The organism is Streptomyces arenae (genome assembly GCF_022343545.1).
Classification (GTDB): domain Bacteria; phylum Actinomycetota; class Actinomycetes; order Streptomycetales; family Streptomycetaceae; genus Streptomyces; species Streptomyces humi.
The window spans coordinates 101,406-113,907 of sequence record NZ_JAKQYH010000014.1; the positions used below are offsets into that span (position 1 = coordinate 101,406).

The following is a 12,502-nucleotide window of genomic DNA, read 5'->3' on the forward strand; positions in this document are numbered from 1 at the left end:
CGGTCAGAACATCTGGTCGTGCGTGACCAGTCGCGACCTGGTGAGGATGCCGTCCTCCCCGGCCACCAGGACGTCGTGCACCACGCAGCTCGGCGCGATCTCCGGCTTGCCGCCCGGCCGGACCGTGACCACCAGGGCGTAGACGGTGGAGCGGATCGTGCCGTCTGACTGCCACTCCAGGGCGATGTGGTTGAACCAGTGCCGGCGCTGGACCGGGTCGTTCTCGAACCGGCGGTGGAACTCGACCAGTTCGGCGACGATGCCGGGCCGGGTGAGCGCGGGCGTGGCACCCGGGGAGTGCTGGAAACTGCCGTCCTCCGTGAAGGTGGCGGCGTAGTCCTCGAACCGGCCGGCGTCCAGCGCCTGCATCTGGTGCGCGTAGAAGTGCTGGACCTGCGAGTACAGGTCGGTACGGACCGGGGTGGCGGTCATCGGCTCCTCCAGGGCTCCGGGTGCGAACGGCTGCTGCCGCACCCACCGTGCCCGGCCCGCCTCGAGAGCAGCTTGAAGGACGGTACGGCGCCCCCCTCCACCCGGCGTCCGGTCCACTGCCACCCCCATGCCGTCCCGCTTCCACCCCGCTTCCACCCCGCCTCTAGTCCCGCCGGTCAGTCTCGGTCCGCAGGACGCGCGGGCCCCGGAGCGGGCCGGCCGTCGTCGAGGACGCGCAGGGAGGCAGCATGACGGAGGCAGGGCGGCCGGTGGCGTTGGTGACCGGCGCCACCAGCGGGATCGGCCTGGAGATCACCACCCGGCTGGCGGGCGGCGGCGCGAGCGTCTTCATCTGCGCCCGCCGCTCCGAGGAACTCAGCCACGTGATCAAGGAGTTGCGGGACCAGGGCCTGGAGGTCGACGGGACCGTCTGCGACGTGAGCGACCCCGAGCAGATCAGGGCGTACGTCCGGGCCGCGGTCGAACGGTACGGACCGGTGGACATCCTCGTGAACAACGCGGGCCGCAGCGGCGGCGGCGCCACCGCCGAGATCCCCGACGAGCTCTGGCTCGACGTGATCAACACCAACCTCAACAGCGTCTTCCTCATGACCAAGGAAGTGCTCAACGCCGGCGGCATGCTGACGGGCGGGCGCGGCCGGATCATCAACATCGCCTCCACCGGCGGCAAGCAGGGAGTCGTGCACGCGGCGCCCTACTCGGCGTCCAAGCACGGAGTGGTCGGCTTCACCAAGGCCCTCGGCCTGGAACTGGCCCGCACCGGCATCACGGTCAACGCGGTCTGCCCCGGCTTCGTCGAGACACCGATGGCCGGACGGGTCCGGGAGCACTACGCGGCCATCTGGGGCGTGGACGAGCAGGAGGCCCACGACCGCATCACCGCCCGCGTGCCCCTCGGCCGCTACGTGGAGCCCCGCGAGGTGGCCGCCATGGTCGAGTACCTGGCCGGTGACGACGCGGCCGCCGTGACGGCCCAGGCGCTCAACGTCTGCGGCGGACTGGGGAACTACTGATGACCGCCGCCCGGGTCGCCCTCGTCACCGGTTCCTCCTCCGGCATCGGGGAGGCCGTCGCCGTCCGCCTCGCCGCCGAGGGGATCCGCGTCGTCGTGAACTCCGCGCGTTCGGTGGAGGCTGGCGAGAAGGTCGCCGCCGCCCTGCCCGATGCCGTCTACGTCCGGGCGGACGTCTCGGACGAGACCGAGGCCCGGCACCTCGTCGACGCCGCCGTCGCGCACTACGGACGCCTCGACATCCTGGTCAACAACGCCGGTGTCTCGCGGCCCGTGCCGCACGCCGACCTGGAGGCGGCCACCCCCGCCCTCTGGCGGGAGATCCTCGGCCTCAACGTGATCGGCACCTGGCAGACGACGGTCGCCGCGATGCCGCACCTGGCCCGCACCGGCAGCGGATCGGTGGTCAACATCTCCTCGATCGCCGGCAGCCGCCCGGCGGGCAGCTCGATCCCGTACGCCGTCAGCAAGGCGGCGATCGAGCACATGACGCGGCTGCTGGCGAACACGGCCGGACCCGCGGTCCGGGTCAACGCGGTCGCCCCCGGACTGGTCGAGACGCCCTGGACGCAGGGCAAGGACTTCTTCGCGCCCATCGCGCGGAAGGTGCGGGAGAGCACGCCGCTGCGCCGGGTGGGACGGCCCGAGGACGTCGCCGAGGCCGTGCTGGGTCTGGCCGACGCCACCTACACGACCGGGCAGGTGCTGCTCGTGGACGGCGGCGCCCACCTCATCTGACGAGGTGCGGGTGCCGGCACCGGTCCCGCGGAATCCAGGAGCATGTGGGGGAGCTGACGATGCGACTTGCGGCGAATCTGGTCTACCAGGGCGCGGCCGAACTGGCCGGCGCCGCCGAGACCCTGGGCTACGAGCTGGTGCTGGCACCGGAGGGCTACCGGTCCGACGCGGCCAGCGTGCTGGGCCTGGTCGCCGGCCGTACCGAGCGGATCGGCCTGGCCTCCGGCGTCATGCAGATACCGGCGCGCCCGCCGGGACTGGCCGCGCTCACCGCGGCCACCCTGGACGCGCTGAGCGGCGGCCGGTTCCGGCTGGGCCTCGGGGTGTCCAACCCCGATGTCTCGGACGGCTGGTACGGGGTGCCGTTCGGGCGGCCGCTGGAGCGGACCAGGGAGTACGTCGACATCGTCCGGCAGGCGCTGGGCGGTGACCCGGTGACCTACCGGGGCCGGCACTTCCGGCTGCCCGCCGACGGCCGCGACGGGGCGCCGCTGCACGTGCTGACCGAGCCGGCCCGGCCCCGGATCCCGGTCTACCTGGCGGCGGTGGGGCCCCGCAGCCTGCGGCTCGCGGGCGAGATCGCGGACGGCTGGCTCGGGGTGTTCACCCCGCCCGACGCGGTCGCCAAGGCCGTCACCGAGATCCGGGCGGGCCGGGAGACGGCCGGGCGGGACCTGACCGGCTTCGAGGTCCTGCCCAGCCTGCCGGCGTCGGTCGCGGACGACGTGCCCACCGCGGTGGACGCGTTGCGCGGCCAGTACGTCTACCTGCTGGGCATCGGCGACCCCGCGCACAACTTCTACTGCGCGCTGGCCCGCGAGATGGGCTACGCCGAGGAGATCGAGGTCTTCCTCGGGCGGCTGGCCGACGGCGACCGGGCCGGTGCGGCGGCCGCGCTGCCGCTGGACTTCATCGACCGCACCTCGCTCGCGGGACCGGTGCCCCGGCTCGCCGACCGGATGCGGGCGTACGCGGAGGCCGGCGTGACCACCCTCGGGGTCATGGTGTCGGCGGCGGCGACGACCCTGGACGGCCGACTGGGCATCCTGCACGCGGCGGCCGAGGCCCTGAAGGCATCGGGGGTCGCCGACTGAGGCCCCACCGCCACCCGCACAGACACCGACGCGGCGCGGGTCTGCCAGTACGGCCGGGGTCTGCCGTGGGTGGGTGGCTGGGTGGGAAGCGGGGGTCGGTAATCGGACAGTGCCCGGGAGGGGCGTGGGGAGTGGGAGGCGCGGTGACGTACACACGACATGCCAGTGATACGGGAGTTCCGGCGGACGGGCGGGAGGAGCCGGTGTTCGCCGACGAGTTCCGGCTCCCGGATGCCGGCCGGCAGCCGGACGGGCTGCCCCCGGGATGGCTGGCCCGTCCCGCCGCCGGGCTGCCCGCCGGTGACGGGACCGCCCGCGTCACCCCGGAGGGCCTGGTGGTGGCACCCCCGGGCACGGACCCGGCCACCGGCGAACCCCGGTTCGCCGTCCCGCCGCCGTCGGCGCCGCTGGGCCACCTGCGCTGGGCCGCCTTCGCCGGCACCGCCACCCCACCCGGCTTCACCCTGCCCGACACCGGACTCCTCACCGCCCACATGGAGCTGGCCGCCGAGGTGTACGGCCCGGGTGCGGACCGTCCGACCGCGGCCGGCATCGCCGACACCCGGCACGGGATGGGCGGGATGCTCTGTGTGGATCTGGGGTCCGGGCTGGTGCTCGACTTCCTGCTGACCAATGACCGGGTCTGGGTGCTGTACGAGCGGCTCGGCCGGCCCGGCGCCGGTCACGGCACGTTCACGTACGAGGTCCCGGTCGCCGAGCGGTCGCCTGGCCGTCGGCACCGGTGTGCGATACGCGTCGACCGGGCCCGCGGCACCGCGGTGTGGCTGCTGGACGGCACGGAGGTGTTCGCCGTGCCGGACCTCGGCCGTCGCCTCCCGTCCCGCGCCGCCCACATCACCCGCTCCGCCGACGGCCCCGAGGAGAGCGTCCGGCCCGGCCGGCTCGCCCTCGGCATCGGCCTGTTCGGCGAACTCGCGGAAGGGTCCGGGGTACGCCTCACGGTCCGCCGGGCCACCGTGACACGCTCCACCCCCGGCACGTCGTAGAGACCCCGGCCGGACACCACACGGCCCGCCCTCCTCCCGGATCACCGGTAAGGAGGGCGGGCTCAGTGTCGTACCCCCGCCCAGAGCTCCTGCTCAGGGCTCCTGCTCAGGGCTCCTGCTGGGCCGTCAGTACCGCCTGGGCGTAGGCCGTCGCCGCCGGTTCGAAGCGCAGCACCAGATGGCTCACCGCCGCGCTGACATCACGCCAGCCGCGTTCGAACGGGCTCCCCTCGACCTGCGCGGACGTGCCCGCGGCCCGGAACAGCCGGTCCGCCGCGGTCAGCAGCAGCTCCGCGGCGAGCGCGCAGTCCCGGCCGCCGCGCGCGGTCAGCAGCGGGTCGAGCGCCCCCGTGTCGGCCGCCCGGGCGGTACGGTCCAGCAGCAGTTCGGCGCCGTCCACCTCCCCGGCGGCGCGGGCCAGCACCCCGTGCCGCAGCGCGTTCTCCGCGAGCCGGGGATCGCCGTCGCCGGTCCCCGTGATCCGGGGTGCGGCCCAGCGCGTCCACTCCGCCAGCAGCCCCTTCGCGGCCCCCAGGACCGGTGCCGCGAAGGACAGGCCGTTCACCGCTTTCAGCGGCACCCGGGTGCAGTCGGCGGGCGCGTCCGGGCAGTCGCCGTCCAGCACGGCCGCGCGGGTGCACACCCGGTGGTCCGGGACGTACACGTCGTCCACGGAGAGGGTGTTGCTGCCGGTGCCGCGCATCCCGACGGTGAACCAGGTGTCCCGGATCGCGTACGCCTCGCGGGGCAGCGCGAAGTACCGTGGCACCTCGACGCCGTCCTCCGCCGTCCGCGCGCACACCAGGGCCCAGTCGGAGAAGTCGACACCGCTGACGTACGACCAGGTGCCGGTCAGCCGCCAGCCGCCGGCCGCCCGTTCCGCCCGGCCGAGCGGCATCAGGGCGCCGACGAGCAGGGTGTCCGGGCCGTCGGACCAGACCTCGGCCTGCCCCTGGCGGGGCAGATGGGCGGCCATGCGCGGCACGGTGGCGGCCAGTGCGGCGACCCACGCGGCGGACGTGCAGCCCTCGCCGACGCGGGCGACCGCGGCCAGCAGGTCGGCGAAGGTGCCGTCGGCGCCGCCCCAGCGGACCGGCACGAAGTGCCGCCCGAACCCCGCCTCCGCGACCGCGCGCACCACGTCGGGATGGAGCCGCCGCTCCCGGTCCGCGTCACCGGCGTGCTTGCCCGCCAGCTCCGCGAGATCCCGAGCCCGCTGGACGAGGGCGACCGGGCCGACCGGGATGGCCGGTGCGGTCGGGTCGGCCGTCAGAGCCGGTGCGGTCGGGGTGAGGGTCGGCCGGGTCTGTGCGTCGTCGGGCATCAGGCACCGTCCCCGCCGCCCGGCAGGGACCGCCGGGACGAGGCCGCGGCGGCTATCGCGAGGCCGCCGAGCAGGCTGACGTTCTTGAAGAACTCGTTGCGCTGCATACGCCGTCGGGCCGGGTCCGACTGGCGCCAGAAGGCGTGCACGGTCAGGGTCGTCGGCACCAGGCAGGCGATCAGCGCGCCGCCGCCGAGCACCGGCGCGACACCGCTGCCCAGGGCCAGCCCGCCGACGACCATGCCGGTGGCGGTCGCCCGGGTGGCGGCCTCCGGCAGCGGAATGCCGTGCTGCCGGGCCAGTTCGGGCAGTGGGCCGGGCTCGCGGAGCACGCCGTAGCCGCCGGCGACGAAGCTCGCCGCCAGCAGGGGCCGGGCCAGCCGGCTGATGAGCTGGGGTCCTTCAGGCATGGGCCGCCTTCTCCTTAGCGTTCGGCGATTCGTCTCCCGGGTGGCCGGGTGGTTCCAGGAGGGCAAGGCTCGCGACGGCGTCTCGAAGAGCGCTCGAAGACGGCTCGCACCCGGCGGCGCACCTCGAGTCGGATTCGAGCGGCGGTGGTGACGCTGGCCGCGAGCCGCGGGACGTACCGGCGTTCCACGGCGCAGCACCGGCTATCCGAGGAGACCGCGATGACGGCAGACGACAAGCGATGGATCCTGGTCCTGGGCGCGACCGGCCGCCAGGGCGGCAGCGCCGCCCGGCACCTGCTGGACCGGGGCTGGACGGTGCACGCGCTCGTGCGCGACCCCGACAAGCCCGCCGCCCGCGAACTCGCCGCCAAGGGCGCCGTGCTGGTGCCCGGCGAGTTCGACGACCGCGAGGCGGTGCGCTCGGCCCTGGCCGGCGCGTACGGCCTGTTCACGGTCTTCACCCCGACCCACGGGAACGGCCTGGACGGCGAGGAGCGGCACGCCCGGCTGTTCGCCGAGGAGGCCGGCCGGGCCGGTGTCCGGCACCTCGTGCACAGCTCCGTCGGCGGCGTGGAGAAGCCGGGCGGGGTGGGCTGGCGGGAGACCAAGCTCCGCGCCGAGCAGGCGATCGGCGCGGCGGGCGTGCCCACCACCTTCCTGCGCCCGGTCTACTTCATGGAGAACTTCCTCGACCTGCCGCCGGAGCCGCAGACGGACGGCACGCTGGTGTTCCGCCGCGCCCTGTACCCGCACACGAAGCTCCAGGTGATCGCCTCCCAGGACATGGGGTACTTCGTCGCCGACGCGTTCGGCGACCCGGACTCCTTCGTGGGGCGCAGTCTTGAGGTCGCCGGTGAGGCGCTGACCGGTCCGGAGATCGCGGCCGCCTTCGCGGCGCACACCGGCCGTCCGGCGCGCTACGAGTTCATCCCGCTGGAGGAGCTGGCCAAGAAGGACGTCTGGATGGCGAAGACCTTCGAGTGGTTCAACGACATCGGCTACCGGGCCGACATCCCCGCGCTGCGCGCCGCCCACCCGGACCTGCTGACCTTCGCGGACCTGCTGCGCCGCAGCGGCTGGACGCCGCCGAACGGCTGAGGGGGCCGCGCATGGACACCGTCGCTTCCGCGGAGACGGCGGCGCACGCGCGCCGCCCCGCCCTGCCGACCCTCACCGGGATGCGGTTCGCCGCCTCCGGAATGGTCTTCTTCTCGCACGCCTTCTTCATCCTGCTGCCCGCGAGCTGGATCTCGGGCACCGGCCCCGGCTTCTGGTGGAGCGCCGCCGGCTCGACGGGCGTGTCGTTCTTCTTCGTGCTCAGCGGCTTCGTGCTGACCTGGTCGGCGCGGCCGGGCACCACGGCGCGCGCCTTCTGGCGGCGGCGGCTGTGCAAGATCTACCCGACCCACCTGGTGACCGCGCTGGCGGCGGTCGTGCTGATGCTGGGATTCGGCGACGCGTTCACGGCCGGCCAGCTGGTGCCCAACCTGCTGCTCGTGCAGTCCTGGATCCCGAGGTACGACGTCCTCACCGGCATCAACCAGGTCAGCTGGTCGCTCTGCAGCGAGGTGGTGTTCTACGCCGCCTTCCCGTTCCTGCTGCCACTGGTGAACCGGCTCTCCGTCCGGGCGCTGTGGTGGGGTGCGGCGGGCGCGGTGCTCGCCGTGTGGTGCCTGCCGCTGGTCTCCGCGGTCTTCCTGGACGGCGGCCCGCACCTGTCGCCGCGTATGGACTACTCGGTCACCCAGCTGTGGTTCGTGTACTTCTTCCCACTGGCGCGGGCCTTCGAGTTCGTGCTCGGGATGTTCCTGGCCCGTCTCGTGGTCCTCGGCCGCTGGCTCCCGGTCGGGCTCGGGCCGGCGGCGGTGCTGTTCCTCGCCGGTTACGCCGGCGCGCTGTACGCCCCCGGGCAGTACGGCACGGTCGCCACGACCATCGTGCCGCTGGCCCTGCTCATCCCGGCCGGCGCGGTCGCCGACCTGGACGGGCGGTACTCGCCGCTGCGCGGCCGGGTGGCCGTCTGGCTGGGCGAGGTGTCCTTCGCGCTGTACATGGTCCACCAGCTGGTGCTCGGCTACGGCGCCCGGGCGATCGGGTTCGGCACGGGGCTGTCCGGCTGGCAGGCGGCGGGGCTCAGCCTGCTGTTCCTGGCCGCGTGTCTGCCGCTCGCCTGGCTGCTGCACTCCCTGGTCGAGATGCCGGTGATGCGGCGCTGGTCCCGGGCCCGCGGGCCCGCGGCCGTACCGGGGCCGCAGCGCCTGGAGCCGGCGCCGCGGCCCGAGCGGACCGCGGCACCCTCGTCGGACCCCGCGTGAGCGGCCGGTCCGGACACCGCGACCGGTCCGGACACCGCGACCGGGCGGTCGCGGTGTCCGGGCGGTCGCTGTGAGCCGAGTGCGCACCCGGGCCGGGGCAAGCCGCAGGCCGGTCGTGGTGCGGTCAGGCCGTGCCGACGCCGTCCACGGCGGTGTGCGCGCTGTTCCCCGCTGACCCCGTGCCCTGCCGACGGCGGCGCTCGACGGCCGCCATCAGCAGGGTCGGCAGCACGGCCAGGACGGCGGTGCCGAAGACCCACCAGAAGGTGGTGCCGAACGCCGTCGCCTGGTCGGCCGGGGTGGTCCCGCCGGCCAGGTGCTGCTGGAGCACCACGACGAACACGGCGGTACCCATGGACCCGCCGACCCGCTGCGCCACGTTGAGCTGCGGTGTCGCGTCGTTGATCTGACCGGGGTCGAGGGCCTGGAAGGCCGCCGTCATGGCCGGCATGACGGACAGGCCGATGCCCAGGCCCCGTACCACCATGGCCAGGCCGAGCAGCCAGTACGAGGTGTCGGCGCCGATGAGCACGAACGGCACGCTGGCGACCACGCTGACCGCCGCCCCGATCACACAGGTGACGCTGCCGATCTTCTCGAACAGCCGGCTCGACAGGCCCATGGCGACGGCGGCGCCGATGCCCTGCGGGGCGAGCAGCAGACCGGTCGTGGAGGCGTCCTCGTGCCGGACCACCTGGTAGTAGAGCGGCATGAGGATCATTCCGCCGTAGGTGGCCGCGCCGAAGACGAAGGTCACGAACGAGGCGGAGCCGAACAGCCGGTCGCGGTAGAGCCGGACGTCGAGCAGCGGATGCCGGGCCCGCAGGGCGCGCAGCACGAACCCGGCGGTCAGCACCAGGCCCGCCAGGAACGGGCCGAGCACCTCCACCGAGCCGAGCCCGTGGGCGCCGCCCGCCTGGGAGAGCCCGAAGGTGATGCCGACCATGCCCAGGGAGACGAGGACCAGGCCGGCCGTGTCCAGCGGTCCGGGATCCTCGCCCCGCCGGTCGGCGGGCAGCAGGCGCAGCGCCAGGGCCAGACCGGCCACCCCCAGCGGCAGGTTGATCAGGAAGATCCACTGCCAGCCGGCGTGGTCGAGCAGCAGGCCGCCGACCGTGGGGCCGAAGACCGGGGTCAGCACCATCGGGATGCCGACCGCGCCCATCACCCGGGCCAGGCCCTGTGGCCCGGCCGCCGTGACCAGGATGATCTGCCCGGCCGGGATCATCATGCCGCCGCCGATGCCCTGGACGGTCCGGGCCGCGATCAGCGCCCAGGCGCTGTCGACCAGGCCGCAGGCCACCGAGGCCAGGGTGAACAGCAGCAGCGAGGCCACGTACAGGCGCCGCGCGCCGACCTTGCGGGCGGCCCATCCCGTCATGGGGAGGACGGCCGCCTGGGCGAGCAGATAGGCGGTGACCACCCACTGGATGGTCCGCAGGGAGCTGTGCAGTGCCGACGACAGCGAGTCGAGGGCGACGTTGACGATGGTCGCGTCGAGGAAGGCCAGTACGGCACCGACGAGTACGACGATCACGGCTCGCCGTGCCTCGGGTGTCAGTCCCGGCTGTTCCGTCGTGGGGTCCGGTGTGCTGGGAGAAGCACTGGGAGAAGCTGTCACACCAGCAGTCTCAACCGGCCGTTCTCCTCTGTCAAACGACTGGTTGATTAAGGCGGGAAGTTGGCTGATTCAGTCAGGTCGATGGTTGACGGCTTTGTTAGGGTGGCGTCATGACCTCGACGACCGGCCCGACGGCCGCGGAGACCCCACCGGCGGCGAGCGGGCGACAGGGGTCGCGCCGTTCCCCGGCCCCCGAGGAGCGGCAGCGGGACGCCGAGCGGTCCCGCAGGGCGCTGTGCGAGGCCGCCCTGGACGAGTTCGCCGAGAAGGGCTTCGCCGGCGCCCGCGTCCAGGACATCGCGGCCCGCGCGGGCGTCAACAAACAGCTGATCAACTACTACTTCGGCGGCAAGGAAGGCCTCTACCGCGAGATCCAGCGCGGCTGGCCGGAGCGCGAGACGGTCTTCGCCGACCCGGACCTGCCGCTGGAGGAGGTCGCGGCCCGCTACCTCGCCGCCGGCCTCGCGGACCCGCGCCCGGCCCGGCTGCTCATCTGGCGGGGCCTGACCGGCGGGTCCACGGCGGGCGAGACGTACGACGACGCCACGCTCGGCCAGGACGTGGCCAACCTGCGCCAGGCCCAGGAGCGCGGCGAGATCGCCGACGACCTCGACCCGGGCTTCGTCCGGCTGGCCCTCATGGGCATCATCCTGGCCCCGGTCGTACTGCCGCAGACGGCCCGCCAGGTGACCGGCCTCGACCCCGGCTCCCCGGAGTTCGACGCGTCCTACGGTGAGCAGCTGCGCCGGCTCATCCGCCACCTCGGCGGCGGCACCGCACCGCGGTCCACGGAAGACACCGTGACCGAACCCGACGCACCCGACGCACGTAACGCACCTGACGCACCTGACGGAACCGACGCATCCGATCGAACCGACGCACCCGACGAGGGGAACCCGCGATGAGCGTGCCGTTCAGCGAGGCGGAACTCGGCTACCTGGCCGCGCAGGGACACGGCCGGCTGGCGACGGTCGGCCCGTCCGGCGAGCCGCAGAACCGTCCGGTCAGCTTCGTCCTCGACACGGACACCGGCACCATCGACATCGGCGGCCCGAACCTGGCGGCCAGCCGGAAGTTCCGCAACATCGAGGCACGGCCGGAGGTCTCGTTCGTCGTCGACGACTTCGCGCCCGCCGGCAGCACCGACTCGCCGTACCGCGGCCGGGGCATCGAGATCCGCGGCCGGGCCGAGGCCCTGCGCGGCCAGACCCCGCCCAACCCGTACTTCAGCGGCGAGCTGATCCGCATCCACCCCGTCCGCGTCGTCGCCTGGAACCTCGACCCCGACGTCCCCGGCGTGCACGCCCGGGACGTGCCGACGGCCGCCGGCTGACCCCCGTACCGGGCGATGGGCGTCAGCCGGCGTGGCGCTCCGGCGTCACCAGTCCTGCCGGGTCAGCTCCACGAACCGGGCCAGCCTGGCGATCTCGGCGTCCGCGCCGCCCGCCCCGCGCCGGTTGGACAGCGAGACGTGCGTGGCCCCGGCGTCCCGCCAGAAGGCGAGCCGCCCGGCCCACTCCTGCTCCGGCACCAGCTGCAAGGGGATCCGCGCCTCGATCCCGAAGGACTCCTCGTCCCGGCCGTACCGGGCGACCAGCTCGCGCAGGCGCGCGACGACCTTCATCCCGGTCCCGGTGTCCCGCATCAGCGGCCCGAACATCCGGAAGCCGTCCGCCAGCCGTGCCATCCGGTCCAGGACGGCGGGCCGGGGCACCCCGCCCCCGGCGAAGTCGCCGCCGCCCATCCACACCGGCAGCCGCCGCGCGGGGCGCGGGTTGAGCGCCACGTCCCGCAGCCGCACCAGCTCACCCGTGTAACTCACCGCCGGCTGCTCCCACAGCAGCCGCATCGCCTCGATCTGCTCCTCGATCAGCCGGCCGCGGACGGCCGGGTCCACGCCCAGGGCGCGGACCTCGTCGCGGTTCCAGCCGACGCTCACCGACAGCCGGAGCCGGCCGCCGGACAGCAGGTCCACCTCGGCCGCCTGCTTGGCGGCGAGCGCCACCGGCCGCTGCGGCAGCAGCACGGCGGCGGTCAGCTCCACCCGGGAGGTGACCGCCGCGAGGTAGGCGGCCTGCGTGAACGACTCGTGCCAGGGCGCGCACGGGGAGATCTCCGAGGGCCAGTCGTCGGTCCGGGCCGAGACCACGTGCTCTCCGAAGCCCAGGTGGTCGTATTCGAGATCCTCGAACGCCTGGACGTAGTCGCGGAGTTCGGCCGGATCGTCGAAGTACGGCAGATCCCCGCCGACCCGCAGCCGACGCCCCGCCGGGCGGTCGGCGACGGCCGCCGGGTCTGCCTCCTGCCGCTGAGCACCAGTCACTGGAAACGACCTCCGTTCGTCGGTACGGCGGCGCCGCACGTCCGTCGTCAGGCTGGCCGAGGGGACTCGACCGGGGCTCAAGCATGGCTCGGGCACGGCGGCCCGCACGAGGCGCGGGCCGGCCCGGCGACGGCTTTCGGCCGCTTCCAGCGGAAGTCGAGCGGCACCTGACACAAGTGGACCCGGCACGACCCGACACAAGTGG

Annotated in this window: 13 protein-coding genes; 8 read left to right on the forward strand and 5 right to left on the reverse strand. The window is 74.1% G+C overall.

Annotated elements, in window-relative coordinates:
* Positions 1-3 precede the first annotated feature (3 nt).
* Positions 4-432 (reverse strand): nuclear transport factor 2 family protein, encoded by a 429-nt coding sequence (locus tag MB828_RS08085; RefSeq protein ID WP_133023423.1) that lies wholly within the window; start codon positions 430-432, stop codon positions 4-6.
* Between the two features lie 248 nt (positions 433-680).
* On the opposite strand from MB828_RS08085, the gene MB828_RS08090 reads away from it, so the two are divergent.
* From MB828_RS08090 to MB828_RS08105, 4 genes are all read left to right on the forward strand, one after another.
* Positions 681-1,466: a 3-oxoacyl-ACP reductase gene (locus tag MB828_RS08090; RefSeq protein WP_301647565.1), complete on the forward strand. Its 786-nt coding sequence runs from the start codon at positions 681-683 to the stop codon at positions 1,464-1,466.
* Positions 1,466-2,203: an SDR family NAD(P)-dependent oxidoreductase gene (locus tag MB828_RS08095; RefSeq protein WP_301647566.1), complete on the forward strand. Its 738-nt coding sequence runs from the start codon at positions 1,466-1,468 to the stop codon at positions 2,201-2,203. Before MB828_RS08090 ends, MB828_RS08095 begins: the two co-directional genes overlap by 1 nt.
* 59 nt (positions 2,204-2,262) lie before the next feature.
* Entirely contained in the window at positions 2,263-3,297 is a 1,035-nt protein-coding gene (locus MB828_RS08100) for an LLM class flavin-dependent oxidoreductase (protein WP_301647567.1), read from the forward strand.
* A gap of 203 nt (positions 3,298-3,500) precedes the next feature.
* On the forward strand, positions 3,501-4,304 hold the full coding sequence (locus tag MB828_RS08105) for a DUF6081 family protein (RefSeq protein WP_301647568.1): 804 nt from the start codon (positions 3,501-3,503) through the stop codon (positions 4,302-4,304).
* 106 nt (positions 4,305-4,410) lie between these two features.
* Here the strand turns inward: MB828_RS08105 and MB828_RS08110 are convergent, their stop codons facing one another.
* Both MB828_RS08110 and MB828_RS08115 read right to left on the reverse strand, forming a co-directional pair.
* The gene (locus tag MB828_RS08110; protein WP_301647569.1) at positions 4,411-5,628 is read right to left on the reverse strand and encodes a flavin-dependent monooxygenase; all 1,218 of its coding nucleotides are present in this window, start codon (positions 5,626-5,628) and stop codon (positions 4,411-4,413) included.
* Positions 5,628-6,038, reverse strand: a complete 411-nt coding sequence (locus MB828_RS08115; RefSeq protein ID WP_133023417.1) for a DoxX family protein — start codon at positions 6,036-6,038, stop codon at positions 5,628-5,630. Before MB828_RS08115 ends, MB828_RS08110 begins: the two co-directional genes overlap by 1 nt.
* A gap of 219 nt (positions 6,039-6,257) precedes the next feature.
* Between MB828_RS08115 and MB828_RS08120 the strand changes: the two genes are divergently transcribed.
* Entirely contained in the window at positions 6,258-7,136 is an 879-nt protein-coding gene (locus MB828_RS08120; protein ID WP_301647570.1) for an NmrA/HSCARG family protein, read from the forward strand.
* 11 nt (positions 7,137-7,147) lie between these two features.
* A complete protein-coding gene (locus MB828_RS08125) occupies positions 7,148-8,353 on the forward strand; it encodes an acyltransferase family protein (RefSeq protein WP_301647571.1) in 1,206 nt (401 codons plus the stop codon).
* 124 nt (positions 8,354-8,477) lie between these two features.
* Here MB828_RS08125 and MB828_RS08130 read toward each other — a convergent pair whose 3' ends face one another.
* On the reverse strand, positions 8,478-9,974 hold the full coding sequence (locus tag MB828_RS08130; RefSeq protein WP_133023414.1) for a DHA2 family efflux MFS transporter permease subunit: 1,497 nt from the start codon (positions 9,972-9,974) through the stop codon (positions 8,478-8,480).
* Positions 9,975-10,084: 110 nt separating this feature from the next.
* Between MB828_RS08130 and MB828_RS08135 the strand changes: the two genes are divergently transcribed.
* A complete protein-coding gene (locus tag MB828_RS08135) occupies positions 10,085-10,879 on the forward strand; it encodes a TetR family transcriptional regulator (protein ID WP_301647572.1) in 795 nt (264 codons plus the stop codon).
* Positions 10,876-11,307, forward strand: coding sequence for a PPOX class F420-dependent oxidoreductase (locus MB828_RS08140; protein WP_207920573.1), 432 nt, complete (start codon positions 10,876-10,878; stop codon positions 11,305-11,307). The genes MB828_RS08135 and MB828_RS08140 overlap by 4 nt, the downstream gene beginning before the upstream one ends.
* A 45-nt stretch (positions 11,308-11,352) precedes the next feature.
* On the opposite strand, the gene MB828_RS08145 is transcribed toward MB828_RS08140, so the two are convergent.
* Positions 11,353-12,297, reverse strand: a complete 945-nt coding sequence (locus MB828_RS08145) for a TIGR03619 family F420-dependent LLM class oxidoreductase (RefSeq protein ID WP_301647573.1) — start codon at positions 12,295-12,297, stop codon at positions 11,353-11,355.
* Positions 12,298-12,502: the final 205 nt, after the last annotated feature.

Excerpts from the sequence above, each read along its gene's own strand:
- MB828_RS08085 (WP_133023423.1), bottom strand. The coding sequence starts at position 432 with ATGACCGCCACCCCGGTCCGTACCGACCTGTACTCGCAGGTCCAGCAC.
- MB828_RS08090 (WP_301647565.1), top strand. The coding sequence starts at position 681 with ATGACGGAGGCAGGGCGGCCGGTGGCGTTGGTGACCGGCGCCACCAGC.
- MB828_RS08095 (WP_301647566.1), top strand. The coding sequence starts at position 1,466 with ATGACCGCCGCCCGGGTCGCCCTCGTCACCGGTTCCTCCTCCGGCATC.
- MB828_RS08100 (WP_301647567.1), top strand. The coding sequence starts at position 2,263 with ATGCGACTTGCGGCGAATCTGGTCTACCAGGGCGCGGCCGAACTGGCC.
- MB828_RS08110 (WP_301647569.1), bottom strand. The coding sequence starts at position 5,628 with ATGCCCGACGACGCACAGACCCGGCCGACCCTCACCCCGACCGCACCG.
- MB828_RS08115 (WP_133023417.1), bottom strand. The coding sequence starts at position 6,038 with ATGCCTGAAGGACCCCAGCTCATCAGCCGGCTGGCCCGGCCCCTGCTG.
- MB828_RS08120 (WP_301647570.1), top strand. The coding sequence starts at position 6,258 with ATGACGGCAGACGACAAGCGATGGATCCTGGTCCTGGGCGCGACCGGC.
- MB828_RS08125 (WP_301647571.1), top strand. The coding sequence starts at position 7,148 with ATGGACACCGTCGCTTCCGCGGAGACGGCGGCGCACGCGCGCCGCCCC.
- MB828_RS08135 (WP_301647572.1), top strand. The coding sequence starts at position 10,085 with ATGACCTCGACGACCGGCCCGACGGCCGCGGAGACCCCACCGGCGGCG.
- MB828_RS08140 (WP_207920573.1), top strand. The coding sequence starts at position 10,876 with ATGAGCGTGCCGTTCAGCGAGGCGGAACTCGGCTACCTGGCCGCGCAG.